At 66.7% G+C, this 24,111-nt stretch carries 28 protein-coding genes; 16 read left to right on the forward strand and 12 right to left on the reverse strand.

Going from position 1 to position 24,111, the window contains the following annotated elements; genetic code table 11:
• Positions 1 to 11: 11 nt before the first annotated feature.
• From G6N42_RS22045 to G6N42_RS22055, 3 genes are all read right to left on the reverse strand, one after another.
• A complete protein-coding gene (locus G6N42_RS22045) occupies positions 12 to 1,190 on the reverse strand; it encodes a zinc-dependent alcohol dehydrogenase (protein ID WP_163732837.1) in 1,179 nt (392 codons plus the stop codon).
• Between the two features lie 62 nt (positions 1,191 to 1,252).
• Entirely contained in the window at positions 1,253 to 2,647 is a 1,395-nt protein-coding gene (locus G6N42_RS22050) for an acyl-CoA dehydrogenase family protein (RefSeq protein WP_163732839.1), read from the reverse strand.
• 122 nt (positions 2,648 to 2,769) lie between these two features.
• Positions 2,770 to 3,069 carry a hypothetical protein gene (locus G6N42_RS22055; RefSeq protein WP_083127683.1) on the reverse strand — a complete coding sequence of 100 codons (300 nt, stop codon included), beginning with the start codon at positions 3,067 to 3,069 and terminating at the stop codon, positions 2,770 to 2,772.
• Positions 3,070 to 3,289: 220 nt separating this feature from the next.
• On the opposite strand from G6N42_RS22055, the gene G6N42_RS22060 reads away from it, so the two are divergent.
• Positions 3,290 to 3,820 (forward strand): cysteine peptidase family C39 domain-containing protein, encoded by a 531-nt coding sequence (locus tag G6N42_RS22060; protein ID WP_163732843.1) that lies wholly within the window; start codon positions 3,290 to 3,292, stop codon positions 3,818 to 3,820.
• 7 nt (positions 3,821 to 3,827) lie between these two features.
• Positions 3,828 to 4,136, forward strand: coding sequence for a hypothetical protein (locus tag G6N42_RS22065; protein WP_163732846.1), 309 nt, complete (start codon positions 3,828 to 3,830; stop codon positions 4,134 to 4,136).
• A gap of 30 nt (positions 4,137 to 4,166) precedes the next feature.
• Here G6N42_RS22065 and G6N42_RS22070 read toward each other — a convergent pair whose 3' ends face one another.
• From G6N42_RS22070 to G6N42_RS22080, 3 genes are read right to left on the reverse strand one after another with little or no spacing between them, the layout of a single operon-like run.
• On the reverse strand, positions 4,167 to 5,531 hold the full coding sequence (locus G6N42_RS22070; RefSeq protein WP_163732850.1) for an HNH endonuclease signature motif containing protein: 1,365 nt from the start codon (positions 5,529 to 5,531) through the stop codon (positions 4,167 to 4,169).
• A 4-nt stretch (positions 5,532 to 5,535) separates the two neighbouring features.
• The gene (locus G6N42_RS22075; RefSeq protein ID WP_163732853.1) at positions 5,536 to 5,739 is read right to left on the reverse strand and encodes a hypothetical protein; all 204 of its coding nucleotides are present in this window, start codon (positions 5,737 to 5,739) and stop codon (positions 5,536 to 5,538) included.
• A gap of 53 nt (positions 5,740 to 5,792) precedes the next feature.
• Positions 5,793 to 6,275 (reverse strand): flavin reductase family protein, encoded by a 483-nt coding sequence (locus G6N42_RS22080; protein ID WP_163732856.1) that lies wholly within the window; start codon positions 6,273 to 6,275, stop codon positions 5,793 to 5,795.
• 26 nt (positions 6,276 to 6,301) lie between these two features.
• Between G6N42_RS22080 and G6N42_RS22085 the strand changes: the two genes are divergently transcribed.
• Positions 6,302 to 6,766 carry a PPOX class F420-dependent oxidoreductase gene (locus tag G6N42_RS22085; protein WP_163732859.1) on the forward strand — a complete coding sequence of 155 codons (465 nt, stop codon included), beginning with the start codon at positions 6,302 to 6,304 and terminating at the stop codon, positions 6,764 to 6,766.
• A 3-nt stretch (positions 6,767 to 6,769) separates the two neighbouring features.
• Here the strand turns inward: G6N42_RS22085 and G6N42_RS22090 are convergent, their stop codons facing one another.
• A complete protein-coding gene (locus G6N42_RS22090) occupies positions 6,770 to 7,153 on the reverse strand; it encodes a DUF3224 domain-containing protein (RefSeq protein ID WP_163732862.1) in 384 nt (127 codons plus the stop codon).
• 223 nt (positions 7,154 to 7,376) lie between these two features.
• Here G6N42_RS22090 and manT point away from each other — a divergent pair, with 223 nt between their 5' ends.
• The 3 genes from manT to mmpH are packed head-to-tail and all read left to right on the forward strand — an operon-like array spanning position 7,377 to position 10,392.
• Complete coding sequence (gene manT, locus G6N42_RS22095; protein ID WP_163732865.1) at positions 7,377 to 8,612, forward strand: MMP alpha-(1->4)-mannosyltransferase; 1,236 nt, start codon at positions 7,377 to 7,379, stop codon at positions 8,610 to 8,612.
• Entirely contained in the window at positions 8,606 to 9,322 is a 717-nt protein-coding gene (locus G6N42_RS22100; protein WP_163732868.1) for a class I SAM-dependent methyltransferase, read from the forward strand. The genes manT and G6N42_RS22100 overlap by 7 nt, the downstream gene beginning before the upstream one ends.
• Positions 9,319 to 10,392, forward strand: coding sequence for an MMP endo-(1,4)-3-O-methyl-alpha-D-mannosidase (mmpH, locus tag G6N42_RS22105; RefSeq protein ID WP_232076255.1), 1,074 nt, complete (start codon positions 9,319 to 9,321; stop codon positions 10,390 to 10,392). Before G6N42_RS22100 ends, mmpH begins: the two co-directional genes overlap by 4 nt.
• Positions 10,393 to 10,503: 111 nt before the next feature.
• Here the strand turns inward: mmpH and G6N42_RS22110 are convergent, their stop codons facing one another.
• Positions 10,504 to 11,223: a class I SAM-dependent methyltransferase gene (locus G6N42_RS22110; RefSeq protein WP_163732871.1), complete on the reverse strand. Its 720-nt coding sequence runs from the start codon at positions 11,221 to 11,223 to the stop codon at positions 10,504 to 10,506.
• 53 nt (positions 11,224 to 11,276) lie between these two features.
• Here G6N42_RS22110 and G6N42_RS22115 point away from each other — a divergent pair, with 53 nt between their 5' ends.
• The gene (locus G6N42_RS22115; RefSeq protein ID WP_163732874.1) at positions 11,277 to 11,846 is read left to right on the forward strand and encodes a TetR/AcrR family transcriptional regulator; all 570 of its coding nucleotides are present in this window, start codon (positions 11,277 to 11,279) and stop codon (positions 11,844 to 11,846) included.
• On the opposite strand, the gene G6N42_RS22120 is transcribed toward G6N42_RS22115, so the two are convergent.
• Positions 11,843 to 12,454, reverse strand: coding sequence for a TetR/AcrR family transcriptional regulator (locus tag G6N42_RS22120; RefSeq protein ID WP_410506620.1), 612 nt, complete (start codon positions 12,452 to 12,454; stop codon positions 11,843 to 11,845). The two genes, G6N42_RS22115 and G6N42_RS22120, sit on opposite strands and share 4 nt — an antisense overlap.
• Positions 12,455 to 12,589: 135 nt before the next feature.
• Between G6N42_RS22120 and G6N42_RS22125 the strand changes: the two genes are divergently transcribed.
• The 3 genes from G6N42_RS22125 to G6N42_RS22135 are packed head-to-tail and all read left to right on the forward strand — an operon-like array spanning position 12,590 to position 15,772.
• Positions 12,590 to 13,954 (forward strand): cytochrome P450, encoded by a 1,365-nt coding sequence (locus tag G6N42_RS22125; RefSeq protein WP_163732880.1) that lies wholly within the window; start codon positions 12,590 to 12,592, stop codon positions 13,952 to 13,954.
• Positions 13,955 to 13,976: 22 nt separating this feature from the next.
• Positions 13,977 to 15,302, forward strand: a complete 1,326-nt coding sequence (locus tag G6N42_RS22130) for a cytochrome P450 (RefSeq protein ID WP_163732883.1) — start codon at positions 13,977 to 13,979, stop codon at positions 15,300 to 15,302.
• Positions 15,303 to 15,325: 23 nt separating this feature from the next.
• Positions 15,326 to 15,772 carry a YiiD C-terminal domain-containing protein gene (locus tag G6N42_RS22135; protein WP_163732885.1) on the forward strand — a complete coding sequence of 149 codons (447 nt, stop codon included), beginning with the start codon at positions 15,326 to 15,328 and terminating at the stop codon, positions 15,770 to 15,772.
• Positions 15,773 to 15,789: 17 nt separating this feature from the next.
• On the opposite strand, the gene msrA is transcribed toward G6N42_RS22135, so the two are convergent.
• Complete coding sequence (gene msrA, locus G6N42_RS22140; protein WP_232076662.1) at positions 15,790 to 16,260, reverse strand: peptide-methionine (S)-S-oxide reductase MsrA; 471 nt, start codon at positions 16,258 to 16,260, stop codon at positions 15,790 to 15,792.
• A gap of 80 nt (positions 16,261 to 16,340) precedes the next feature.
• The gene (msrB, locus tag G6N42_RS22145; protein WP_163732891.1) at positions 16,341 to 16,802 is read right to left on the reverse strand and encodes a peptide-methionine (R)-S-oxide reductase MsrB; all 462 of its coding nucleotides are present in this window, start codon (positions 16,800 to 16,802) and stop codon (positions 16,341 to 16,343) included.
• 57 nt (positions 16,803 to 16,859) lie between these two features.
• Here msrB and G6N42_RS22150 point away from each other — a divergent pair, with 57 nt between their 5' ends.
• The 6 genes from G6N42_RS22150 (at position 16,860) to G6N42_RS22175 (ending at position 23,117) form a co-directional block, all read left to right on the forward strand.
• Complete coding sequence (locus G6N42_RS22150) at positions 16,860 to 17,258, forward strand: hypothetical protein (protein ID WP_163732894.1); 399 nt, start codon at positions 16,860 to 16,862, stop codon at positions 17,256 to 17,258.
• A gap of 40 nt (positions 17,259 to 17,298) precedes the next feature.
• Complete coding sequence (locus G6N42_RS22155) at positions 17,299 to 17,817, forward strand: nuclear transport factor 2 family protein (protein ID WP_163732897.1); 519 nt, start codon at positions 17,299 to 17,301, stop codon at positions 17,815 to 17,817.
• On the forward strand, positions 17,775 to 18,866 hold the full coding sequence (locus tag G6N42_RS22160; protein WP_163732901.1) for an NAD-dependent epimerase/dehydratase family protein: 1,092 nt from the start codon (positions 17,775 to 17,777) through the stop codon (positions 18,864 to 18,866). Before G6N42_RS22155 ends, G6N42_RS22160 begins: the two co-directional genes overlap by 43 nt.
• 36 nt (positions 18,867 to 18,902) lie before the next feature.
• Positions 18,903 to 21,683, forward strand: coding sequence for an AAA family ATPase (locus G6N42_RS22165; RefSeq protein ID WP_163732903.1), 2,781 nt, complete (start codon positions 18,903 to 18,905; stop codon positions 21,681 to 21,683).
• A 67-nt stretch (positions 21,684 to 21,750) separates the two neighbouring features.
• Entirely contained in the window at positions 21,751 to 22,473 is a 723-nt protein-coding gene (locus tag G6N42_RS22170; protein ID WP_163732907.1) for an SDR family NAD(P)-dependent oxidoreductase, read from the forward strand.
• A gap of 26 nt (positions 22,474 to 22,499) precedes the next feature.
• The gene (locus G6N42_RS22175) at positions 22,500 to 23,117 is read left to right on the forward strand and encodes a sigma-70 family RNA polymerase sigma factor (RefSeq protein WP_174262133.1); all 618 of its coding nucleotides are present in this window, start codon (positions 22,500 to 22,502) and stop codon (positions 23,115 to 23,117) included.
• On the opposite strand, the gene G6N42_RS22180 is transcribed toward G6N42_RS22175, so the two are convergent.
• A complete protein-coding gene (locus G6N42_RS22180) occupies positions 23,114 to 24,052 on the reverse strand; it encodes an amidohydrolase family protein (RefSeq protein ID WP_163732911.1) in 939 nt (312 codons plus the stop codon). The two genes, G6N42_RS22175 and G6N42_RS22180, sit on opposite strands and share 4 nt — an antisense overlap.
• Positions 24,053 to 24,111 lie beyond the last annotated feature (59 nt).

The raw sequence follows: 24,111 nt of genomic DNA on the forward strand, positions 1-24,111 counted from the left end.
GTATTCGTTTGTCATGGCGAGAGGACCACCTTCACCATGCCGTCTTCCTTCTTTTGGAACGTCTCGTACGCGTCGGGCGCCGCCGACAGCGGCAGCCGGTGAGTGGCGAACTGCTCGACGCCCAGCGGGTCTTCATCTGTGAGCAGCGGCATGATGTCCGGGATCCACCTCTTGACGTTGGCCTGACCCATCCGCAGCCGAATCTGCTTGTCGAACAGCGTCATCAGGTTGATGGGGTCCGCCGCGCCCCCGTATACGCCGGACAGTGAGATCGTGCCGCCGCGCCGCACCAGATCGATCGCCATGTTGAACGCGGCGAGGCGGTCAACGCCCGCGTGCTTCATCACGGCGCGGCCGACCGGTGACGGCAGCAGGTTGCTGGCATTCTGCGCGACCGTCGCGACCGGCGAACCGTGCGCCTCCATGCCGACTGCGTCGATCACCGCGTCCGCCCCCCGGCCCGAGGTGTAGCTCTGCACCACCTCTTTGGCGTCGGCGCTGCGCAGGTCGACGACCTCCGAGCAGTACGGCCGGGCGCGGTCCAGCCGTTCGGTGACCAGATCGACACCGATCACTGTGGCGCTCTTGCGATATGACGCGATGCGGCAGGCCATCGATCCGATGGGCCCGAGTCCCAGCACCACGAGCGTGCCGCCATCGGGCACGTCTGCGTACTCGACGCCCTGCCACGCGGTGGGCAGCACGTCGGAGAGATAGACGTAGCGTTCGTCGGGCCCGTCGTCGGGCACTTTGATGTGGGTGTACTGCGCCTGCGGTACGCGCAGGTACTCGGCCTGGCCGCCGGCGACCTCGCCGTAGAGCTTCGAGAAGCCGAACAGCGCCGCGCCGGTGCCCTGGTCGCGGTTCTGCGTCGTCTCACACTGGCTCTGCAGACCGTGGTCACACATGAAGCAGCTGCCACAGCTGATGTTGAACGGGATCACGACGCGGTCGCCCACGCTGAGGGTGTCGACTTCGCGGCCCACCTCTTCGACCACACCCATCGCCTCGTGTCCAAGGATGTCGCCCGGGGTCATGAATGCACCGAGCACTTCGTAGAGGTGCAGATCGGACCCGCAGATGTTGGTGCTCGTCACGCGAATGATCGCGTCGTTGGGTTCCTTGATCGTCGGGTCGGGCACATTGTCGACGGACACCTTCCGTCGCCCCTGCCACGTCACTGCTCGCATCGCATCCTCCTGGAGTTTGATGGGCTACGTGTCAACTGCCCGATCGGGGACGGCCCAAACCTCTACCTACGCGGCGGACGCAGGACTTTCATCGCCAGACGCATGACCGGTGCCGGAATCTGATCCTTCGCTTCGAGTGCGGCGCTGGCCACCCGGGTCCGCACCGGTGTGCCTCGACCCAACACGCGGTTGAGCGGTCCGCCGGTGGGTTCGAGGTCGAAGTGCAGCGGGGGCTTGCCGTCAGCGGCGCCGAGCGCATTGGAGATGACGATGCGCTGAATCTCGCTGGTGCCTTCGAAGATGGTGTACAGCTTGGCATCCCGATACCACTTCTCGACGGGATGATCTTTGATGTAACCCCAGCCACCCATGGTCTGGATTGCGCGTTCGGTGGTCTTGACGGCCACCTCGCTGGCGGCGAGCTTCGCCATGGACCCCTCGCCGCGTTCGAACGGGACACCGCTGCCGGCCATCCAGGAGGCCCGCCAGGTGAGCAGCCGAGCGGCGTCGATTGCGGTCGCGAGGTCGGCGAGCGGGAACGCGATGCCCTGGTGGTCGATGATCGGCGCCCCGAACGCCTCCCGGCGGTTGGCGTACTCGGTGGCGTATTCCATTGCTGCCCTGGCGATTCCGAGAGCCTGCGCGGCGACCATCGGCCGCGTCTGCTCGAACGTGCCGAGAGTGGCGGAGCCGGACTTCTTGCCGCCGGCCACGACTTCCCGGGCCTTGGCGAGCTTGTATTCGAGTTTGTCGGCTCCGCCGAGCAGGTTGGCGGCCGGGACGCGGACGTCGGTGAACTTGAGCTCGGCGGTGTGCGAGGCGCGGCACCCCAGCTTGTCGAGCTTGCGAACCATCTCCAGACCGGGCGCGCCGCCGGGCACGATGAACAACGCCTGCCCCTTGTGGCCGAGCTCTTGGTCGACGACGGCGTTGACGACGTGGACGTTGGCGATGCCGCCGTTGCCGATCCACATCTTGTGGCCGTTGATGATCCAGTCGGCGTTCGGTCCCGAACCGTCGCGGTGGGCCGTGGTGCGCAGGTTGCGAACGTCGCTGCCGCCTTCGGGTTCGGAGATCGCCAGCGCGGCGAGCTTCAGATCGCCGGGCGTTCCGAAGCATTCGGGCGCCCACTCCAACATTTGTTCCGGCGACGCCGCCTGGCCGATGGCCGATAGCGCGAGCGCGGGCATCACGACGGCCAGGCCGATCCCGGCGCAGCCCCAGAACAGCTCTTCCATGAACATCGGCAGGGAAAGCCCGGTGGGATCACCGATGAGATCCCGATAGAACAGCGGACTGTAGAAGCCGCGGGCCGCCGCCTCTTCCAGGACGGGCCACGGAAACTCCTGGCGCTGGTCGTACTCCGCTGCAACCGGGCGCACGACCTCTTCGGCAAATTCGTGGGTGCGGCGAGCGAGGTCGTGCTGCGCCGCGGTCGGGGTGAGGTCGAATGTCACAGGCCTTCGATTAGCCACCCGTAGCTCATTCGAAACACTTGTTCACTGAACAGGGACAAGCCCCCGGGATGTCCGGGGGGAGACATCGCGGGGGCTTGTCGGGGTGAGGGCCTAGATGCCGTCTACTTCACGTCGACGTAGACCGTCTTGCTGAGCAACTTGGTGCTCAGATCGTCACCGGGACCACTGTGGTCGGTGCGGCTGTACGTCTGCCCCGGCCGCACCGCGACAACGCTGGCTTGTTCGAGCGGCGCGTTACCGAGGCGGTTGACGACGACCTGGTAGCCCTGCGCCTCCAGCTTGCTGATGGTGTCCTGCGCGTTCCCGGGTCCCGTCGGCGCCGCCAGAGCCGGCGCGGCCAGTCCGAGAAATGCGGCAGTGAGTGCACTCGCAGCGACTGTGGCGAATCCAAACTTCTTCATCTTCCGAGCCCTCTTCCTTCTTGCTTTTCGTATTCCGAGCCGTGGCGAATGTCGCGGTTCGAGCTGCAGCTGATCTTGTAAACCTGGTGGTCAGGGATTTAATTCCGGTGGCAGCAATTGGTTGCCGAATGGCAGGAATTGCGCTGCAGAAACCGCGAGTTGCCCACGATCGCCGAGCGCAATTGGACCAACCGGTGCTGTGTCAGCACACTGGAAGCCGATGAAGCTCGCCGGTCTGCGGCTGCGCCAACGCGACGGGGTGACGTGCGGCCCGTCGGTCGCGGTGATGGCCGGTGCGCTGCTCGATCCCGCCCGTCATGCAGCGTTGGCCGAACCGGAATCCGGGGCCGCGCTGTTCGCGGCCGAGCAGCTTCGCGTGCACGCCGACGTGAATCGGATCTGGCCGCGACGGCTCGGCACGACGCCGTGGGGAATGGCGCGCGCGCTCACAACCATGGGAGCTACGGCAGGGGTCTGTTACCGGTGGCGGTTGTTTCGGGGCCGTCGCGACAAGCTCGTGGATGTCCTGGCGGCGGCCGGCCGTGATCGGCCGGTGGCGATGCTCGTCGGACGCGGGATTCCGAGGCACTGGGTGCTGATCGTCGCGGTGGCCGGCGAGAGGCTGACTTGTTACGAACCGTCGTCTGGGGAGTTGCGCACGGTCGACGTCGCCGCGGTACGGGAGTCGCGCCTGACGGGCCTGGGCTTCCCGCGTCCGTTCGCGTTCGTGCTACCGCGTTCGAACGTATGATCGAACGGTGGGCGAGCTCCAGTCGATCGGCTACAACGGGCAACCCGTGCAGCAGGCCTTCCGGCGGGTCGACCCGCCGGTGGCGGTGCTCGTCGACCTCGCCACGGTCTTCCCGCGCGAGCCGCACCGGACGGGCGGCTACAACCCGGCCGGATTGCAGATGCACTCGATCGTTGAGGGCAGGCTGTCGTGCTGGGCCACCTGCGAGCAGGGCTTCTGGTGGGGCCTGGTCACCTACGAGATCGCCTATGGCGCGCGCCGTAAGGCGGTGACACATTGGATCCCCGCCTGGACGCTGAAGCGCAAGGCGAACTAGCGACGGAGCCGACTTTCACGGCTGCCAGCTCTAGGGGCCCTCGTCCTCCTCGGGCAGCAGGTACTTCTCCGGGTGGTGGTAGTTGTTCACTCTGGCTTGACCGGTATCGAGGTGCGGCGGCGGAATCCATTGGGTGCGACCGTCTTTGCGCTTCCGCGTCACCCAGCCGCCTTTCTCGATGAGGCGATTGTCGGGCCCGCACGCCATCGTCATCTTGGTGATGTCGGTGCGTCCGTTCTCGGCTGCCCAACCTTCGACGTGGTGCGCCTGGCACCAGTAGCCCGGTGTGGTGCAGCCAGGCCGCGTGCAACCGCGATCGAGTGCGTGCAGCACGATCCGCTGGCCCGGTGAAGCAAAGCGCTTGGTGTGTCCGAGGTACAACGGCTCGCGGGTGTGCTTGTCGTAGATCACCAGATAGTGATGAGCGTGGCTGGCGAGCCGGATGACATCGCGCATCGGCATCATCGATCCGCCACCGGTGACACCCTGTCCCGCAGCGGATTCGAGATCTTGCAGCGTGGTGGAAACGATGATGCTCGTCGGCAAACCGTTGTGCTTGCCGAGCTCGCCGGATGCCAGAACCGCACGGCCCATCGCCTTCAACGCGTCGTGATTGCGTTGGGCTTGCGACCGCACATCGCCGTGAACCCGCTCCTCACGTGGTTCGCCGTCGACGCAAGGCTGTTCATCGTCCGCATTGCACATGCCGGGCGCCGCCAGTTTGGCGAACACCGCATCGATGGTGGCCCGCGCCTCCGGATCGAGTGACCCGCTGATCTTGCTCATGCCGTCGATGTCCTGTTTGTGGATCGTGAAACCGCGTCGGCGGGCGCGCTCGGCTTCGTTGGGCGGGTCGCCGTCCTGATTCGCCAGGTGCGCCAGCCGATCGGCGGCCTGGCGAAACTCCGTCGGGCCGAGTCCGCCTGCGATACCGGCCAGATGGGACTCCACCTCGTCTCGCAGATCGGCCGGAACATAGGAGGGCAGCTTCTCGAAGAACTCTTTGACGATCTTGACGTGTTCGGGGCCGATGGCACCGCGCTGCTGGGCCATGGTGACATTGGGCAGCCTTGGCGGCAGCGGTTCTCCGGTCATGGCCTGCCGGGGTCCGAGCAGTTCGGCATTCTTGATCCGCCGTCGCGCCTCCTTCTCGGTGATACGCAACGCGGTGGCCAGTGCGCCGGTCCAGTTTTTGGCGCCGATGGCGGCCGGCTCGCACCGGCTGCGCAGCGCCTGTATCAGGCGATGCTCGACTGTCGGCTGACGACGCCGATCCACCTCGAGCTCGCCAAGCAGGTGGAGCAGCTCGGGCACGGTCAACGCGTCGAGCGACAACTCCGTCACCTCGTCGCGCGCCGCTCGAAGGCGCTCGACAGCGGCCTGCGCCGCGCCCACGGCCCTAGGCCGACATCCGAGTCATGAGGAGCCGGCCGCGCAGGCTCCGCTGCAGTGCGACCAACTTCTGGTCCAGTTTGTCGAGCCGCGCGAGTAAGGCCTGGCCGTCGGTCCGCGACAGCGTCTCCACGGGGAACACCCCGACCGCCTTGCATCCCGCTTCTATTGCATCGAGCGCTTCGATGAGCGCTTCTCTATCCGAACGCATGTTCGAATCATAGCGTCGGGTTCTGACACGTGACGAAAGTTGTCCTCAGGCGTTCAGGCCTCGTGTCCCGGCTCCAGATCACGCACATCGGCGAAGGTCACCAGCTGCTCGAACTCGTCGGGGGCATCGCCGGCGACCGGCTCGAGCAGATGCCCGACGTGATCGCCCAGAGCGTGACGTCCGAGCACCTCGCCCACGAACCAGCCCGCCGCGTCATCGAGGATCGGCAGGCCATGCGGACCCTCGTGCCACGATGTCCGCGCGAACTTGTCCGTGCGATCGCCGGTCTCACTGCCGAACAGCCGGGCCAATTCGCGATGTGTGCGCGGCAGAAGATGGACGGCCAGATGCGTCGCATCCTGCGCAACCCGGTACGTGTGGTTCTTGTCCGACAGTCCGACCAGAAAGCGCGGTGGCCCGATACTGACCTGGCTGGTGAATCCCACCAGACAGCCGGCTCGCTGGTCGCCCGCGCGGGTGGTGACCACGTACATCGGATAGTCGAGCTTTGAGACCAGCTTCTCGAAGGCTTCCATCGCTATCCCGTCGCTAGGCTTTTGCTATGGCTAGAACGTACGCAACCGCCGACGCCGTCGATCTGCCGCAGCTGCTCGATTTCGTCCGGCCACGACATCGCATGGTGCTCACCACATTTCGATCGGACGGATCGTTGCAGAGTTCGCCGGTGACCGGCGGCGTCGACGATCACGGTCGCATCGTCATCGCGACCTACCCGCAACGGGCCAAGTCGGCCAACCTGAAACGCACCCCGAGGGCCAGCGTCACCGTGTTGTCCGACGAATTCAACGGCGCCTACGTGCAAGTCGACGGCGACGCCGAGGTCATCGAACTGCCCGATGCCGTCGAGCCGCTGGTCGACTACTTCCGCGCCGTCGCCGGAGAACATCCCGACTGGGATGAATACCGAAAGGCGATGGTCGACCAGGGCAAGTGCTTGATCCGCGTCACGCCAACGCGGTGGGGTCCGGTGGCGACCGGCGGCTTCCCGCCGGAGCAAGCGCAGTAGCACTCAGCCGTCGAGGTCGAGCACCAGCGAGCCGGCCGGGTCGGCGCGGAACTCTCCGGTGCCTGACGCCGACGAGAGCTCACCGGTGCCCAACACGGCGCGCAGGGCCGCCGTCGCGACACCGTCGGCGAACTCACCGTCGTGCAGGAGAACCAATCCGCCGCGCCGGCCGCCGATGGTTCCGGTGATGTGCTCGATTCCGACGTAGGTTGCAGACTTGTCCGGCGCGTAGGACATCAGCCATTTGGTGGTCGAGGTGCCGTCGATGTCCCCGGAGTAGCGCTTCTTGACCAACGCCTCGGTGAGCTTGGTCTCCTCGTCGCTGTCCTCGAACGGTTTCTCGTCCCAACCGGCGATCTCGAATTCCGCCTTGATTTGTGTGGTCATCGAGGGGGAATACCCTCCCAGATGGCTTGGGAATCGAAAGGCCGGAGAGCGCGCAGCGCGGCGTATGTGGTAGTCAGAGCAGTACGCACGCGTTGCGTCCGATAGCTAGTCAAACTATAGTCTGGACACATGTCCAGAGAGGTTCGGAGTATTTGAGTGACACGATTTGTCCTGCTCATCGGCCCTGGACGTGTCCGCCTCCGCGCATCGGCATGAGCTGAATATGCGCATCGCATTGCTTTCATACCGGAGCAAGACCCATTGCGGAGGGCAGGGGGTCTATGTCCGCCACCTGTCCCGCGGCCTCGTCGAGCTGGGTCATGACGTCGAGGTCTTCTCGGGTCAGCCCTACCCCGGTGGCCTCGATCCCCGGGTACGCCTGACCAAGGTGCCGAGCCTGGATCTCTACCGCGAGCCGGACCCGTTCCGCATTCCGTGGCCCAGCGAGATCAAGACGAGCATCGATCTGCGCGAGCTGCTGACGACCTGGACTGCGGGTTTCCCCGAGCCTAAGACGTTCAGCCTGCGCGCCGCCCGCGCACTGGCCGAGCGGCTCGACGACTTCGACGTGGTCCACGACAATCAGTGCCTCGGCACCGGCCTGCTGAAGATCGCCGACCTCGGCATGCCGGTGGTCGCCACCGTGCACCACCCGATCACCCGCGACCGGGTGCTGGACGTGTCGGCGGCACCGTGGTGGCGCAAGCCCCTGGTGCGCCGCTGGTACGGCTTCGCCGAGATGCAGAAGGATGTTGCGAGGCGCATCCCCGAGCTGCTGACCGTCTCGTCGACGTCGGCCGCCGATATCGCCGAGGACTTCGGGGTGTCGCCGGATCAGCTGCATGTCGTACCGCTCGGCGTGGACACCGAACTGTTCAAGCCGTCCGAGCGGCGGGTGCGCAACCGCATCATCGCGATCGCCAGCGCCGACGTCCCGCTCAAGGGCGTCGCACACTTACTGAACGCCGTCGCGAGGCTGCGCGTGGAACGTGATCTCGAACTGCAGCTCGTCGCCAAGCTCGAACCCAACGGACCGACTGAGAAGCTGATCGCCGAACTCGGCATCTCCGACATCGTGCACAGCTCTAGCGGGGTAACCGACATTGAGCTCGCCGACCTGCTGGCGTCCGCTGAAATCGCCTGCATCCCTTCGCTTTACGAGGGCTTCTCGCTACCGGCGGTGGAGGCGATGGCCAGCGGCACACCGATCGTCGCCAGCCGCGCGGGGGCGCTGCCCGAGGTCGTCGGCGCCGACGGTGATTGCGCCCGGTTGGTCACTCCGGCCGATGTCGACGAGTTGACCAGCGTGCTCGCCGAACTCCTCGACTCGCCGCTGGAACTGCGCCGCCTCGGGGCCAATGGCCGCCAGCGCGCGCTGGATGTCTTCAGTTGGGAATCCGTTGCCGCGCAGACGGTTGCGGTATACGAACAAGCACGTGAGCGAGTCGCCAAATGCTGACCGTGGACTACGACCGGCTCGGTGTCGGCGCGGGTACGAAGGTGATCGACGTCGGCTGCGGTGCCGGCAGGCACACCTTCGAGGCGTACCGCCGCGGCGCTGACGTCATCGGATTCGACCAGAGCGTCGAGGACCTCAACGACGTCGACGAGATTCTGCAGGCCATGAAGGACAAGGGTGAGGCCCCTGCTTCGGCCACCGCCCAGGCGGTCAAAGGTGATGCGCTCGATCTGCCTTATGCCGATGGAACTTTCGACTGTGTGATCGCCTCAGAGATCCTCGAGCATGTGCCCGAGGACGACCGGGCGATCTCGGAGCTGGTCCGCGTGCTCAAACCGGGTGGCTCGCTGGCGATCACGGTGCCGCGCTGGCTGCCTGAGAAGGTGTGCTGGATCCTGTCCGACGAGTATCACGCCAACGAGGGCGGGCACATCCGGATCTACAAGGCCGACGTGTTGCGCGACAAGGTGCTCGCCCATGGCCTGCGGCTCACCGGCACGCACCACGCGCATGCGCTGCACGCACCGTACTGGTGGCTGAAATGTGCTGTCGGAACCGAGAAGTCGGATCATCCCGCGGTGACCGCGTACCACAAGCTGCTGGTGTGGGACATGATGAGCCGGCCCTGGCTCACGCGCACCGCGGAATCGGTGCTCAACCCGCTGATCGGCAAGAGCGTCGCGATGTACTTCGAGAAGCCGGTGGTGTGACGTTGACTCGTGACATCCCTGGAGTGCCCGGCGTCCTGACGCCTGCGCAGTGCCGCCAAACCGCCCAGTCGATCGCAGACACCCAGGAGTCCTCGGGCGCGATTCCGTGGTTCGAGGGCGGCCACACCGACCCGTGGGATCACGTGGAAAACGCGATGGCACTGACGGCGGCCGGACTCCTGGAACCCGCGCGCGGCGCGTTCGAATGGTGCCGTAGGACGCAGCGTCCCGATGGCTCCTGGCCCATCCAATTCCGCAACGGCGTCGTCGAGGACTCCAACAGCGACAGCAATTTCTGTGCTTACATCGCGACCGGAGTGTGGCACCACGTGCTAATCACCGGCGATCGCCGATTCGCCGAGAAGATGTGGCCAGTGGTTGCCAAGGCTGTCGACTTCGTGCTCGACATGCAGCTCAGCGGTGGCGAAATCTCCTGGGCCAGAAGCCCGAACGGGCTAGAACCCGAAGCGTTGCTCACCGGATGCTCGAGCATCTATCACAGCCTCCGTTGCGCACTGGCGCTCGCGGACTACTTCGGGGACCCGCAGCCGGAGTGGGAGCTCGCGGTCGGTCGTCTCGGCCACGTGATCGCCGAGCATCCGGACGCCTTTGTGACCAAGGACCGCTGGTCGATGGAGTGGTACTACCCGGTGCTGGGTGGCGCCATGCGCGGTGCCGCCGCGCGGACACGCATAGACGAACGGTGGGACGACTTCGTGGTGGCCGGTCTCGGCATCCGCTGCGTCGACGACCGGCCGTGGGTCACCGGGGCCGAAACATGCGAGCTGGTAATGGCTTTGGACGCGATTGGCGATACGGCCCGCGCACACGAGCAATTCGCGGCGATGCACCACCTGCGCGAGGAGGACGGCTCCTACTGGACCGGCCTCGTCTACGCCGACGGGAAACGGTGGCCGGTGGAACGCACCACGTGGACCGGCGCGGCGATGATCCTCGCCGCCGACGCGCTGTCGTGCACGACACCGGCCAACGGCATCTTCCGCGGCGCGGATCTGCCGCGCGGCCTCGTGGGCGAGTACGACTGCGAGTGCGCGACCAGCGACCGCTAGCACGGGTAGTGCGACGGGCTCAGTGCGCTTAACGGGTTGATCACCAGCACTACGTGCGTCCGATCAACCCGTTAGGCCGAGGACCGCGCGGCTGATCCAGTCCGCCAGCCGTTACAGGGCCTCGCCGGGCACACCGGACACGCGCTCCAGCACCCGCATCGACCCGGTCGCCGAGACCTCGCGGAAATCGCCGGTGTCCAGCGCGCGGCGGTAGACGTGATACGGCGCCTGGCCGCCGTCGTCGGGGTTCGGGAACACGTCGTGAATGATCAGCGCGCCGCCGACGAGCACCCACCGCACCCAGCCGTCGAAGTCGCGCTGGGCGGCCTCCTCGGTGTGACCGCCGTCGATGAACAACAGCCGCAACGGGGTTCGCCATCCTCGGGCCACCGTCGTCGACCGGCCGACCATCGCGACGACATGATCGTCTACCCCCGCGGCGTCGAGCGTGTGACGCAGCGTCGGCAGCGTGTCGAACAATCCGGTGACAGGGTCGACCATCGACTCGTCGTGGTATTCCCAGCCCGGCTGGTGCTCTTCGGAACCATGGTGGTGGTCGATGGTGAAGACCACACCGCCGCTCTGCTGCGCCGCGGCACCGAGCAAAACCGTCGATCTGCCGCAGTAGGTGCCGATCTCCACGCCGACACCGTCGCCCAGGTAGCGGACGGCGGTGTCGTACAGCGTGCGCCCCTCGTCGGCGGGCATGAAGCCGGTCACCTCGTCGGCGAGCGCGAACAGGCGGGCAGCGGCCTCGGGCAGGGCGGTGTCGCCGCCCTCGGGGAGCGCGTTATCAGCGCCCTCGGAGAGGGCAGTGTCTGTAGTGCTCATGGTGGCTAACCTACCGTTGCTGGTCATGGGCAGTTGTAGTAGCGTCCGGACATGTGTCCGACACGACCCTGGAGTCGACTCGGCGCCGTCTGACCGCCAAGCAGGCCGACACCGTCGATCGCCTGGGAAGAGCCGCGGTCGAGCTCCTCAACAGGGATGGTTTCACCGGCTTGACCGTGCGCCGCGTGGCTTCCGAGGCCGGAGTCGGGGCGGCCACCGCCTATACGTATTTCTCGTCCAAAGAGCACCTGGTCGCCGAGGTCTTCTGGCGCCGTCTCGCCGCCGCGCCGCTGGCGAGCCACGATACCGATGACCCGGCGACGCGGGTCACCGAGGTGCTCCGGCACATCGCCCTGCTGGTCGCCGACGAACCCGAATTCGCTTGTGCGGTAACCAATGCGCTGCTCGGCCGGGATCCCGACGTCGAGGTGCTGAGGCTGCGCATCGGGCGCGACATCCGTGACCGGCTGACCGCTGCGCTCGGACCCGCCGTCGATCCCGACGTCGTCGACTCGCTGGAAATGTTGTACTCCGGTGCGCTGGTGCGCGCCGGAATGGGTTACGCGTCCTACGCCGAGATCGCGCAGCGGTTGGAGAAGTCTGCGCGGCTGATGCTCGGCTAGTGAGGGCCGAGGATCGCCGTCGATGCGACGATCGCCGGCTCGACGATGCCCTGTATATCGTGGCCCGCCTCGACGAACAGGGCGGTCAGTTCGCGCAGACCACCGAGCACGATCAGCGCCAGCGGCCGGGAGATCGGTGCGATCTGCGCGCGATGGAATCCGGGACTGTCGCTGAGATCGACCAGCATGTCGGTCAGGTGTTCCATCGCAATGCGGTGCAGCGGCTGAGCCACCGCGCCCAGCGCGGGAAGCTCGCGGATCCAGGCAAGGGTGATCTCCGGCCGCGCCGCGATGTGCCCGACGTACGCGTCGACGGCCTGGCGGATCTGCTCCTGCCAGTCCGCCTCCGGGTCGACGGCGTTGCGAATGTTGGTGATCAGGGTCTCGTTGTTCCGGCGCAGCAGCTCGATCAGGCAGTCTTCCTTGCTGGCGAACTGCGCGTAGAAGGTGCGCTTCGAGGTGCGGGCGTGCCGGACGATGTCTGCGACGGTGGTGTCTCGGAAACCGCGCTCGACGATCGACGCCGCCATGCCGTCGAGTAAGCGGTCGCGAAACGGATCGGCCATCTCTTCGGATTGCGAATCACGCTGGCCGAGCGCTGTCGTCACGTCGCCTCCCTCCGGACTCTTGCACATTGCTGGTACTAACCGGTACCGTACTACACGAACCTGCGGTACACCGTAGTACCAGTCCGCCGCAGTTCCAGGACTCTAGCGTCCTGGCGAGATGGCTGGGAGTGCACCATGAGCAATGGCCCCACGCGCAATGGGACCGCGATCCTCGACAAGGCCGCCGCTGCGCCGCGCGCGGTCAAACTGCCACCCGGTTCACGGCTGCCGAAGCTGGTGCAGGGCATTGGCTACGCGATCAACCGGAATTGGACGTACAGGCAGATCGCCCGCCGCCACGGCGACGTGTTCAGAATGAACCTGCCGGTGTTCGGCCCGACGGTCATCGTGGCCAACCCGGAGTTGGCGAAGCAGTTGTTCATGGCCGGCACCGACGACGTCGGCAATGTCCAGCCCAACTTGTCGAGGGTGCTGGGCGACGGGTCGTTGTTCGCGCTCGACGGTGCCGACCATCGGCTCCGCCGCAAACTGCTCACCCCTCCGTTTCACGGCAAGAGCATCAAGAACTTCGAGAAGATCTTCGAAGAGGAGACCCTGCGCGAAACCGCCAATTGGCCAGAGGGCCAGGCGTTTCCGACGATGGAACCGATGCTGAGGATCACACTCGACTCGATCCTGCGCGCGGTGTTCGGCGCCGACGGTGAACAGCTCGCCGACCTCAAGCGCATCATTCCGCCGTGGGTCACCCTCGCGTCACGATTGGTCGTGCTGCCGACGCCGAACCGAACCTTCGGGCGGTTCAGCCCCTGGGGCAGGCTCGCCGAATACCGGCGCCGGTACGACCAGATCATCGACAAGCTGATCGACCGTGTCAGGGCCGACCCGAACTTCGGCAGCCGCGACGACGTGCTCGCACTTCTGTTGCGCAGCACCTACGAGGACGGCTCGGCGATGTCGCGCAGCGATATCGGTGACGAGCTGTTGACGCTGCTGGCCGCCGGGCACGAAACGACCGCCTCCACCCTTGGTTGGGCGTTCGAACGCATCAGCCGTCATCCCAAGGTGTTGTCACAGCTGGTCGCCGAGGCGGCCACCGACGACAACGAATACCGGCAGGCCACCATCCTGGAGGTACAGCGTGCCCGCACGGTCATCGACTTCGCAGGTCGGCACGTGTATGCGCCGACCTTCGAGCTCGGCGAGTGGGTGATCCCCAGCGGGTATTCGATCGTGGTCGCCCTGGCGCAGGTGCACGACCGCGCAGAGGATTTCGCGGAACCGGCGATGTTCGATCCGACGCGCTTCATCGGCACGCGGCCGACGTTCGCGTTCATGCCGTTCGGCGGCGGTACCCGCCGGTGCATCGGCGCCGCCTTCGCCAACGTCGAAATGGATGTGGTGTTGCGAACGGTATTGCGGCACTTCGAGATCGATACGACCTCGGCTCCCGATGAAAAGGCACACTCGCGCGGTGTTGCCTTCACCCCGAAAGACGGCGGGCGCATCATCGTGCACCGTCGCGAGACCCCGCTGGGCTAGGAGAGCAATGACGGATACAACCATGAGCGACACCAGCAATGTTGAAGCCACCGAGGCCCCGCCGGCCAAGATGCCACCGGCGGTGCGGCTGCCGAAGGTGGTGCAAGGGGTGCTGCTCGCCGGCTTTCGGCGCTACTTCCTGCGCACCACACTGCAGCGCCTTGGCCCCGTCTTCGCCATCAATGTCCCGTTCTTCGGCCGCAGCGTGGTGGTCTCCGATCCCGCGTTGGCCCGCCAGGTGTTCCTGGCGAGCGCCGACGACCTGATCAATGTGAAGCCGAACCTCAGCAGGATCTTCGGCCCCGGTTCGGTGTTCGCACTCGACAACAAAGAGCACCGGGCGCGTCGCAAGCTGCTGGCTCCGCCGTTCCACGGGCAGAGCATCAGGAACTACGAGAAGGTCATCGAAGAGGAAACCCTGCGCGAGACGTCGACCTGGCCCGAGGGGCGCGAGTTCGCGACGCTCGAGCCGATGAACAGGATCACGCTGAATGTCATCCTGCGCACCGTGTTCGGCGCCGACGGAGCCCAACTGGACTACTTGCGCGCAATAATCCCGCCGTGGGCCAAGCTGGCGTCGCGGATGGCCACGCTGCCCGAGCCTCCGTTCCGCACCGGGCGGTACAGTCCGTGGGGCCGGCTGACCCAGTTCCGCACGGACTTCGACCGCACGGTGTTCGCGCTGATCGAAAAGGCCGAGAACGATCCGCGATTGGAAGACCGCACCGACATCCTGGCGCTGCTCCTGCGCACCACGTACGAGGACGGCACCCCGATGTCGCACCAGGACATCTCGGACGAACTGCTGACCCTGCTGGGCGCCGGCCACGAGACGACCGCGTCGACCCTGGGCTGGGCGTTCGAGCGCTTGCGCCGTCACCCCGACGTGCTCGCCAAGCTGGTCGAGGAGAACGACGAGGGCGGCAACGAGTATCGCCAGGCCACAATCGTTGAGCTGCAACGGAACCGGACCGTCATCGACTTCTCCGGTCGCCACGTCGTGGCGCCGCACTTCGATCTCGGCGAATGGCGGGTTCCGCACGGCTACACGGTGATGGTCTCGATCGGCAACGTGCACGCCAACCCCGACGCCTTCCCGAACCCCGAGCGTTTCGACCCCAACCGATTCCTGGGCACTAGGACCCCGACGGCGTGGATACCGTTCGGCGGCGGCACCCGCCGCTGCATCGGGGCCGCGTTCGCCAACGTCGAAATGGACGTCGTGCTGCGAACCATTCTGCGGCACTTCGTCATTGAGACCGACGATGCCCCCGAGGAGAAGATCCACTTCCGCGGCATCGCGTTCACTCCGAAAGACGGTGGGCTCGTCACCGTGCACCGGCGCTGACGCGCGTGGGCTAGTTTCGTCCCATGAGTCTGGTCGAGATGATCAACGGCGGCATGGAAGCCACCATCCCCGCCGCGCACAAGCTGGGGATCAAGGCCGTCGAGGCGCGCCGCGGTTATGCCGCAGCCACCGTGCCATTGGCGGGCAACGGCAATCACTTCGGCGTCGTGTACGCCGGAGTCGAGTTCACCGTCGCCGAAATCCTCGGCGGTATCATCGCGATCGCGAGCTTCGATGCCGCCAAGTACTACCCGCTGGTGAAGAAACTCGACATCGAGTTCACCGCGGCGGCGCGCAGTGACCTACGCGCCGAAGCGAGCCTGGGCGAGGACGAATTACGTCGCGTCGAAGCCGAAGCCGCCGAAAATGGAAAGGCCGACTTCATGCTGGACGCGGTCGTCCGTGATGAAGCCGGCCAGACCGTGGCGCTCACCCGCGGGCTCTATCAACTGCGAGCCCACGGGAAGTAGGCCTAGACTCCCCTGGGCTACGCCCGTGGGCCCACCGCGCGTTTGGGCAGCTTCCAGCCGGCCCGCGGGAAGTGGCAGGTATAGCCGTTCGGGTAGCGCTCCAGGTAATCCTGGTGCTCCGGTTCGGCCTCCCAGAAGTCGCTTGCCGGAGTCACTTCCGTGACGACCTTGCCGGGCCACAGCCCCGAGGCGTCGACGTCGGCGATGGTGTCCAGCGCGACGGCCTTCTGCTCATCGTCGAGGTAGAAGATCGCTGAGCGGTAGCTCGTGCCGACGTCGTTGCCCTGACGGTTCTTCGTGGTCGGATCGTGGATCTGGAAGAAGAACTCGAGCAGCGCACGGTAGTCGGTCTGCGTCGGGTCGTAGACGATCTCGATGGCCTCGGCATGACCGGGGTGGTTGCGGTACGTCGCATTGGCGTTCTCGCCGCCGGTGTAGCCGACGCGTGTGTCGATGACACCGGGCTGCTTGCGGATCAGATCCTCCATACCCCAGAAGCAGCCGCCGGCCAGGATCGCCTTCTTGACACCGTCAGATGCGCGATTCGCCTCCGGCTTCTCGCTCGTCGTCACGCCTGTGCCTCCTTCTTCTCGAAGAGCCTCTTGTAGTCGCCATAACCCTCGGCGTCCAGATCGTTGAGGTGGATGAACCTCAGCGAAGCCGAGTTGATGCAGTAGCGCAACCCACCCTCGGATCGCGGGCCGTCGTTGAACACGTGCCCGAGATGGCTGTCGCCCTGTGCCGACCTGACCTCGGTGCGCTTCATGAACAGCGTGCGGTCAACTTTCTCGACCACGTTCGCGTCCTCGATCGGCCGGGTGAAGCTCGGCCAGCCGGTGCCACTCTCGAACTTGTCGACCGAGGCGAACAACGGCTCGCCAGACACCACGTCCACGTAGATGCCGGGCTCGTGGTTGTCCCAGTACTCACCGGTGAACGGCCGCTCGGTGCCGTTCTCCTGGGTGACGTGATACTGCTCCGGCGACAACGCACTGACCGCGGCGGGATTCTTGTTGTATTGCACGCTCATGTAACGACTAACGACGCGGGTAACGGCGCTGTTCCGTGCGGAGATTACCGAAGTGTGATGCGTTCATTCCCGATCCTCGCCGCTGTCGCGATCGCTGTCTGGGGCGCACCCGCGGCGGCTGCGGAGACGACGGTGCTGCCGGAACGGCAGGGACCCGCAGGCGTCGTCTTCGTCGACAATCCGGCGATCGTGGACGCCCATCCGATGCCCGCCGACTCGTTCAGCCGCGTCGCTGGCGACCAGGCCGTGGACGTGCACTTCACGACCGGAACACCGGAGTGTTACGGCGTCCATGCCACCGTCACCGAGACCGCCGAGACCGTCAGCGTCGAGTTGCTTTCCGGCGCGCTGCCCGAGGCGGCCGGCCGTGCCTGCATCATGATCGCGGTATCCGGCACCGTCGAGGTGCCGCTGGCCGGCCCGCTCGGTGACCGGCGGGTTCTCAGCGTGTCCTGACTGCTCGACAAACCTCAGTAGAACGTGTTCTAGTTCTGGTGTGACTGGCAGCACTTTCAGCCGCGATGAGTTGGTCGCGGCGTTCGAGCAATTCGAAGCGACGGTCGATCGCGCGGCGCAGACCCGCGACTGGGATCCCTGGGTTGAGCAGTACACACCCGACGTCCTCTACGTCGAGCACGCGGCGGGCACCATGCGCGGCCGGGACGAGGTGCGCCCCTGGATCTGGCAGACGATGGAGAGCTTCCCCGGCAGCTACATGACGTCGTTCCCGGCGCTCTGGAAGGTGTTCGACGAGGCGACCGGCCGGGTCATCTGCGAGCTCGACAACCCGATGCGTGACCCCGGCGACGGCACGATCATCACGGCCACCAACATCTCGATCATCACGTACGCGGGCGACGGGCTGTGGCGCCGTCAGGAGGACATCTACAACCCGTTGCGGTTCGTGAGGGCCGCGGTGAAGTGGTGCCGTAAGGCGGAGGAACTGGGCACCCTGCCCGACGAAGCGGCCGAATGGATGAAGCAGTTCGGCGGGCAGCAGGGCGGACAGAAGTGACCGCACTGGTCATCGGCGCCAACGGCTATCTCGGCTCGCACGTCACCCGTCAGCTGGTCGACAAGGGCGAAGACGTGCGCGTGATGGTGCGCGACGGTGCCAACACGATCGGCATCGACGATCTCGACGTCACGCGGTTCGTCGGCGACATCTGGGACAACGAGACCCTGCGCGAAGCGATGGCCGGTGTCGACGACGTCTACTACTGCGTCGTCGACACCCGCGGCTGGCTGCGCGACCCCGCGCCGCTGTTCCACACCAACGTCGACGGCACCCGCAACGTGCTGGAGATCGCGAAAGATGCCGGGCTGCACCGGTTTGTCTTCACCAGCAGTTACGTCACCGTCGGACGTAAACGCGGTCGGGTCGCCACCGAGGACGACATGATCGTCGACAGGGGTGGAATGTCGCCGACCTCTCGGCTCCGAGGCCTGACACCGTACGTCCGCTCCCGGGTGCAGGCCGAGGAACTCGTGCTCCAGTACGCGCGCGAACACGATCTGCCCGCCGTCGCGATGTGTGTGTCGACGACGTACGGCGCCGGCGACTGGGGCATGACCCCGCACGGCCAGATCATCGCCGGTACCGCGTTCGGCAAGCTGCCGTTCGTGATGGACAAGATCGAGCTCGAGGCCGTCGGCATCGACGACGCGGCGCGGGCGCTCATCCTGGCCGCCGAAAAGGGCCGGAACGGTGAGCGCTATCTGATCTCGGAGAAGATGATCAGCAACGCCGAAGTGGTGCGCATCGCCGCCGAGGCCGCCGGGGTGCCCGCACCGACCAAGTCGATTCCGCTGCCGGTGTCGTACGCGATGGCCGTGCTCGGCAGCGCGAAGGCCAAGCTGCGCGGCACCGACGAACAACTGTCGATGGGTTCGCTGCGTCTCATGCGTGCGGAGGCGCCGGTGGCGTGTGACAAAGCCAAGCGCGAATTGGGTTGGGAGCCGCGACCCGTCGAGGAGTCGATCAGGGAAGCGGCCCGCTTCTGGGTCGGGCTGCGCGAGGCCCGGCGCAAGGCCAAATCGCCGTCGGACGGCAGCACAGGCTAACGTGAAGGCCGCCCTTCAAGATCGACGGCGGTGTACATGGCAGGCGGTGCGGAAAATCCCCTGCGCGGCCGACATGACGAGTGCGAGGCGCTGGACCGTCTAGTCAAGGCTGCCGGCAGGGGCGAGAGCCAGGTCGTCGTGCTGCGAGGCGAGGCGGGCGTGGGCAAGACCGCACTGCTGGACTACGTCGCCGAGCGCGCCGCCGGGTTCCACGTCGCCCGCGCAGCCGGTGTCGAGGCCGAAGTCGAACTCGCCTTCGCTGGCCTGCACCAACTGTGCGCCCCGATGCTGGACCGTTTGGATGCCCTGCCCGCGCCGCAGCGCGACGCGCTTGCCACCGCGTTCGGCCAGAGTGCTGGACCGCCGCCGGACCGCTTCCTGGTCGGTCTCGCCACGCTGAGCCTGCTCGCCGAACTCACCGCGGACCGACCGCTGATCTGCATCGTCGACGACGCCCAATGGCTGGACCAGGTTTCGGCGCAGACGCTCGCGTTCGTCGCGCGCCGTCTGCTCGCCGAGCCCGTCGCCTTGGTGTTCGCGGTGCGCAACACCACCGTCGCCGACGAGTTGACGGGGCTGCCCGACATGGAGATCCACGGTCTGTCCGACGGCGACTCGCGCGCCCTGCTGGACACCGTGATTCGCGGCCGCCTCGACGATCGGGTGCGCGAACGGATCATCGCCGAGGCGCGCGGCAATCCGCTGGCGCTGCTGGAGCTGCCGCGCGATCCGGCCGCGGCCGAGGGTGGCTACGGACGTCCCGACGCGCGCGCCCCATCGAGCCATCTAGAGCAGAGCTTTGTGCGACGGGTCAAGTCGCTGCCCGCGCCGACGCAGAAGCTGTTGCTCGCCGCTGCGGCGGAACCCGTCGGCGACAAAGCCCTCCTGATACGAGCGGCGCGTCGGCTGGGAATCACCCCGGACGACGCCGCACACGCGGAGGCCGATGGACTGATCGAGATCGGCACCCGGGTCCGGTTCCGCCACCCGCTGATGCGCTCGGCCGCCTACCTCGCCGCCGACATCGACGATCGGCGACAGGCGCACCGCGCCCTCGCGGAAGAGACCGATCCGAACTCCGACCCCGACCGTCGCGCCTGGCACGGCGCCAACGCCGCGTTCGGCACCGACGACGGTGTGGCCGACGAACTCGAAAGGTCCGCCGACCGTGCCGCCGCCAGGGGCGGTGTCGCCGCCGCGGCGGCGTTCCTGGAACGGGCGACCGAGCTGACGTCGGACCCGGCACAACGAGGAGCCAGGGCGCTGGCCGCCGCCGAGGCCAAGTTCGCGGCCACGTCCTCCGAAGCGGCGTTCGGCCTGCTGGCGATCGCGGAGATGAGCCCCCTTGATGCGCTGCAGCGCGCGCGTGCTCAGCGACTGCGTGCGCGGATCGCCTTCGTGGAGAGTCGCGGCGGCGTGGACGGTGCCGCGCCGGTGGCCGACACCGCGCTCGGCTTGCTCGATGCCGCCCGGGGTCTGGAAGGGCTCGAGGACGGGCTCGCGAGAGAGACCTATCTGGACGCCCTCGGCGCCGCGATGTACGCGGGCAGGTTGTGCCCGTACGGCGGGCCGATCGTCGTCGCCGAACCGGCCCGCCACGCACCTCCGGGACCGCAGCCGCCGCGCCCGCACGATCTGCTGCTGGACGGTTTGGCAATGCGGTTCACCGACGGCCACGCCGCGAGCCTGCCGACGTTGCGCACCGCCGTGACGAAGGTCCTCGAGGCAGCGCAGCACACCGACGACGATGTGATGCGATCGTTCTGGCAGGGCTTTCCCATCGCGCTCGAGTGCGCGGCGGGGGAATTGTGGGACGACGACATGTGGCACAACGTCGGCACCACCGCGGTTCGCCTGGCACGCGAATCGGGTGCGCTCGCGATGCTCCCGCTGGCGCTGGCGACACGGGCGGGCAGCCACGTGTTCGCGGGCGAGTTCGAGGCGGCCGCGGCGCTGATCGAGGAGGCCAATACGATCTCCGCCGCAACGGGATTGGCGCCGGTGCGGTACCACGCGATCTCGCTCACCGTCTGGCGCGGCGCGGAGACCGAGTCGTTGCGACTGCTCGAGGCCACCACGAAGCTCGCGGAGTCACGCGGCGAGGGCCGAGTCACGGGGCTGGTCGGATGCTTCACCGCGATCCTCAACAACGGGCTCGGCCGCTATCAAGAAGCGCTCACCGCGGCGAAGCAGGCGTGCGAGCACGAGGACCTGGGCCCGTACCGGATGGCGCTCGCCGAACTCATCGAGGCGGGTGTCCGGTGCGGCGACCGGGAAGCGGCCGCCCGCGGAGTCGCGCTGATGGAGACCCAGGCCGTCGCCGACACAGATTGGGCACTCGGCACATTGGCCCGCTGCCGGGCTCTCGTCGCCGACGACCAGACCGCTGAGATGCTCTACCGCGAGGCAATCGAACGGCTCGGTCGCACCCGGATGAAGGTCTATCTCGCTCGTTCGCATCTCGTGTTCGGGGAGTGGCTGCGCCGTATGAATCGGCGGGTCGACGCCCGCGAGCATCTGGGCACCGCGCACGACATGTTCGTCCGCATGGGGTCGGAGAGCTACGCCGAGCGGGCCCGCCGCGAGCTGCTCGTCACCGGCGAGAAGACCCAGAAGCGTGCGATCGGCACGGGCGACGGGCTGACGGCGCAGGAGGGGCAGATCGCTCAGCTGGCCGGCGCCGGCCTGACCAATCAGGAGATCGGGGCGCAGCTGTTCATCAGCGCCCACACCGTCGAATGGCACCTGCGCAAGGTGTTCGCCAAGCTCGGTATCAAATCCCGTCGGCAGCTACGGTGGCGACCCGAGCTCACCTAGCCACACCATGCAATGACTACGGACTTTCAAGGGTCCCGTGGTCCAACTCGGTCGACAGACTGAGTTGGTGGAACTTGCGAATCAGAACGTCCTGGTCACAGGCGGCACGGCCGGGATCGGGTGGGAGGCCGCTCGCCTGATGGCGGCCGAGGGTGCCGAGGTCATCATCTCCGGACGCGACCTCGCCCGTGGTGCGGCGGCGGCGGCGCGGATCGGTGACAACGCGCGCTTCGTACCTGCCGACCTGTCCGACATCGATTCGGTGCACACACTCATCGATCAGGTGGGCCCCGTCGACATCGTCGTGAACAACGCCGCGAACTTCACCGGCGCCGCCACCGTCGACCAGGACCTCGCCGCGTTCGAATCGATTTTCGACACCAACGTTCGCGGTGCGTACTTCCTGATCGCAGGCCTGGTCCCGGCAATGCTCGAACGCGGCAGCGGCAGCATCGTCAACGTCACCTCCATGGTCGCGTCCAAAGGCGTTCCAGGGGCGTCCGCGTACAGCGCCTCCAAAGCGGCGCTCGAGTCGTTGACCCGCACCTGGGCCGCCGAGTTCGGCAAGCACGGGGTGCGCGTCAACAGTGTCGCGCCCGGGCCGACCCGCACCGAAGGGGTGGCCGCCGAATGGGGCGAGACCAACGAGGAACTCGGCCGGGTGCTCCCGCTGGGCCGTACTGCGCATGCCGCCGAAATCGCCGAGGCAGTGCTGTTCCTGGCCTCGCCGCGGGCCAGCTTCATCACCGGTTCGACGCTGCACGCCGACGGCGGCGGCGCGGCGGTTTGACCGCCCTGTCCGCGGAAGGAATGAGCATGTCGCACCAAAGCCTCGAAGACGCCGCAGTGACATTCTTGTCGTGCCGGGATCGCCTGTTCGGCATCGCGTTTCGGATCCTGAACGACAGCGCCGCAGCGGAAGACATCGTCCAGGACGCGTGGGTGCGGTGGCAGACCTGCGATCGCAGCGTCGTTCTCGACCCGCCGGCGTTCCTGGCCACCACCACGAAGCGGCTCTGCATCAACGCCGTGCAGTCGGCACGTGCGCGTCACGAAACCCACGCGGGCTCGTGGCTGCCCGATCCGGCGGATCCCCTCGCGGACCCGCAACGCCGTATCGAGCAGTGCGAGGCACTGGAACTCGCCGCGCTGACCCTGCTCGAACGGCTGTCGCCGCCCGAGCGCGCGGCCTACGTGCTGCGCGAGGCGTTCGACTATTCGTACGCCGAGATCGCCGGGATCGTGGAGGTGACGCAGGCGAACGCGCGCCAACTCGTCAGCCGTGCGCGCAAACGCCTTGTCGCAGAACGCCGTGAGGAGCCCACGGGTGCCGAGCGGAAGCGGATGGTGGTGGCGCTGACGGCGGCCGCGCAAACGGGTGACCTGGCGACACTGGAGACGGTGTTCACCGAGGACCTCGCGATGGCCGCCTAGGCGAGGTGGAACAACGCCATGGCGTTGGCGTCGAGGATGGCGTGCGCTTCGCCGGGATCGGCGACCTCCATCACGTACTCGACCGCGCGCACGAACGTAGCACCGTCCTCGTACGGGAAATCGGTGCCCAGCATTATCCGGTCGGCACCGAAAGTGTCTATGGCACAACGCAATGCGGGTTCGTGGCAGTGGCTCACCGTGTCGAACCACAGCCGGTGTACCGCCTGGCTGGGTGGCTCCGGAGTGTCGGGCGCCTCCCACGCTAGGTGATCGTCGGCCCTGCGGGTGAGCATCGGCAGCGCGCCTCCCAGGTGTGAGCAGATGATCTTCACGCCGGGATACCGTTGCAGGTGGCCGGAAGTGATCAGCTGCAGCGCGGCGATGGTGTCCTCGAAGGGCGCGCCTGCCATCCACGTGATGTGGTGTTCGGTCACCAGCGGGGAGCAGGCGCCGTTGCCCGCCGGATGCAGGTACAGCACGGCACCGCGGGCATCGAGTTCGGCGAAAATCGGCTCGAAGTCCGGATCGGTGATCGCGCGGTCCAGCACGCTGGTGTTCATCGTGACGCCGACCATGCCCAATTCATCTGTGGCACGACCTATTTCGGCGATCGCGGCATCGACGTCCGGCATAGGTAAGGCTGCAAAGGCGCGGAAGCGGTCGGGATGTGCGGTGACGACTGCGGCGTACTCGTCGTTGACGTAGCGGGCCGCCGCGACGGCCCGCTCGGTGTCGAGGCCGTAGGGCAACTGCGGGGCGGCCGACAGCACCTGAACGTCGATCCCCGCGCGATCCATCAACCGCAGCCGCGCATCGAGCTCGGCGCCATCGCCTGCGCCGATACCTCGCTGGGTCGCGGTGTCGGTCTTACCGAGAGCGGCGACCCGGTCGAGATATTGGTCGGTCCAGTAGTGGGCGTGAACGTCGATCCGCATGTATGTCAACGTTATTCGTTGAACGCCACGCCGTACAGTGTTCAGCGGCTAGCGAGTTG

This window comes from Mycobacterium gallinarum (assembly GCF_010726765.1).
GTDB classification, from domain to species: domain Bacteria; phylum Actinomycetota; class Actinomycetes; order Mycobacteriales; family Mycobacteriaceae; genus Mycobacterium; species Mycobacterium gallinarum.

Coding starts and splice junctions, on each gene's coding strand:
- G6N42_RS22085 (WP_163732859.1), top strand. CDS start 6,302: ATGGCTAGAACGTACGCAACCGCCGACGCCGTCGATCTGCCGCAGCTG.
- G6N42_RS22160 (WP_163732901.1), top strand. CDS start 17,775: ATGGATGAAGCAGTTCGGCGGGCAGCAGGGCGGACAGAAGTGACCGCA.
- G6N42_RS22060 (WP_163732843.1), top strand. CDS start 3,290: ATGAAGCTCGCCGGTCTGCGGCTGCGCCAACGCGACGGGGTGACGTGC.
- G6N42_RS22125 (WP_163732880.1), top strand. CDS start 12,590: ATGAGCAATGGCCCCACGCGCAATGGGACCGCGATCCTCGACAAGGCC.
- G6N42_RS22055 (WP_083127683.1), bottom strand. CDS start 3,069: ATGAAGAAGTTTGGATTCGCCACAGTCGCTGCGAGTGCACTCACTGCC.
- G6N42_RS22180 (WP_163732911.1), bottom strand. CDS start 24,052: ATGCGGATCGACGTTCACGCCCACTACTGGACCGACCAATATCTCGAC.
- G6N42_RS22100 (WP_163732868.1), top strand. CDS start 8,606: ATGCTGACCGTGGACTACGACCGGCTCGGTGTCGGCGCGGGTACGAAG.
- G6N42_RS22110 (WP_163732871.1), bottom strand. CDS start 11,223: ATGAGCACTACAGACACTGCCCTCTCCGAGGGCGCTGATAACGCGCTC.
- G6N42_RS22090 (WP_163732862.1), bottom strand. CDS start 7,153: ATGACCACACAAATCAAGGCGGAATTCGAGATCGCCGGTTGGGACGAG.
- G6N42_RS22080 (WP_163732856.1), bottom strand. CDS start 6,275: ATGGAAGCCTTCGAGAAGCTGGTCTCAAAGCTCGACTATCCGATGTAC.
- G6N42_RS22150 (WP_163732894.1), top strand. CDS start 16,860: ATGCGTTCATTCCCGATCCTCGCCGCTGTCGCGATCGCTGTCTGGGGC.
- msrB (WP_163732891.1), bottom strand. CDS start 16,802: ATGAGCGTGCAATACAACAAGAATCCCGCCGCGGTCAGTGCGTTGTCG.
- G6N42_RS22165 (WP_163732903.1), top strand. CDS start 18,903: ATGGCAGGCGGTGCGGAAAATCCCCTGCGCGGCCGACATGACGAGTGC.
- G6N42_RS22075 (WP_163732853.1), bottom strand. CDS start 5,739: ATGCGTTCGGATAGAGAAGCGCTCATCGAAGCGCTCGATGCAATAGAA.
- G6N42_RS22045 (WP_163732837.1), bottom strand. CDS start 1,190: ATGCGAGCAGTGACGTGGCAGGGGCGACGGAAGGTGTCCGTCGACAAT.
- manT (WP_163732865.1), top strand. CDS start 7,377: ATGCGCATCGCATTGCTTTCATACCGGAGCAAGACCCATTGCGGAGGG.
- G6N42_RS22135 (WP_163732885.1), top strand. CDS start 15,326: ATGAGTCTGGTCGAGATGATCAACGGCGGCATGGAAGCCACCATCCCC.
- G6N42_RS22175 (WP_174262133.1), top strand. CDS start 22,500: ATGTCGCACCAAAGCCTCGAAGACGCCGCAGTGACATTCTTGTCGTGC.
- msrA (WP_232076662.1), bottom strand. CDS start 16,260: ATGGAGGATCTGATCCGCAAGCAGCCCGGTGTCATCGACACACGCGTC.
- G6N42_RS22130 (WP_163732883.1), top strand. CDS start 13,977: ATGAGCGACACCAGCAATGTTGAAGCCACCGAGGCCCCGCCGGCCAAG.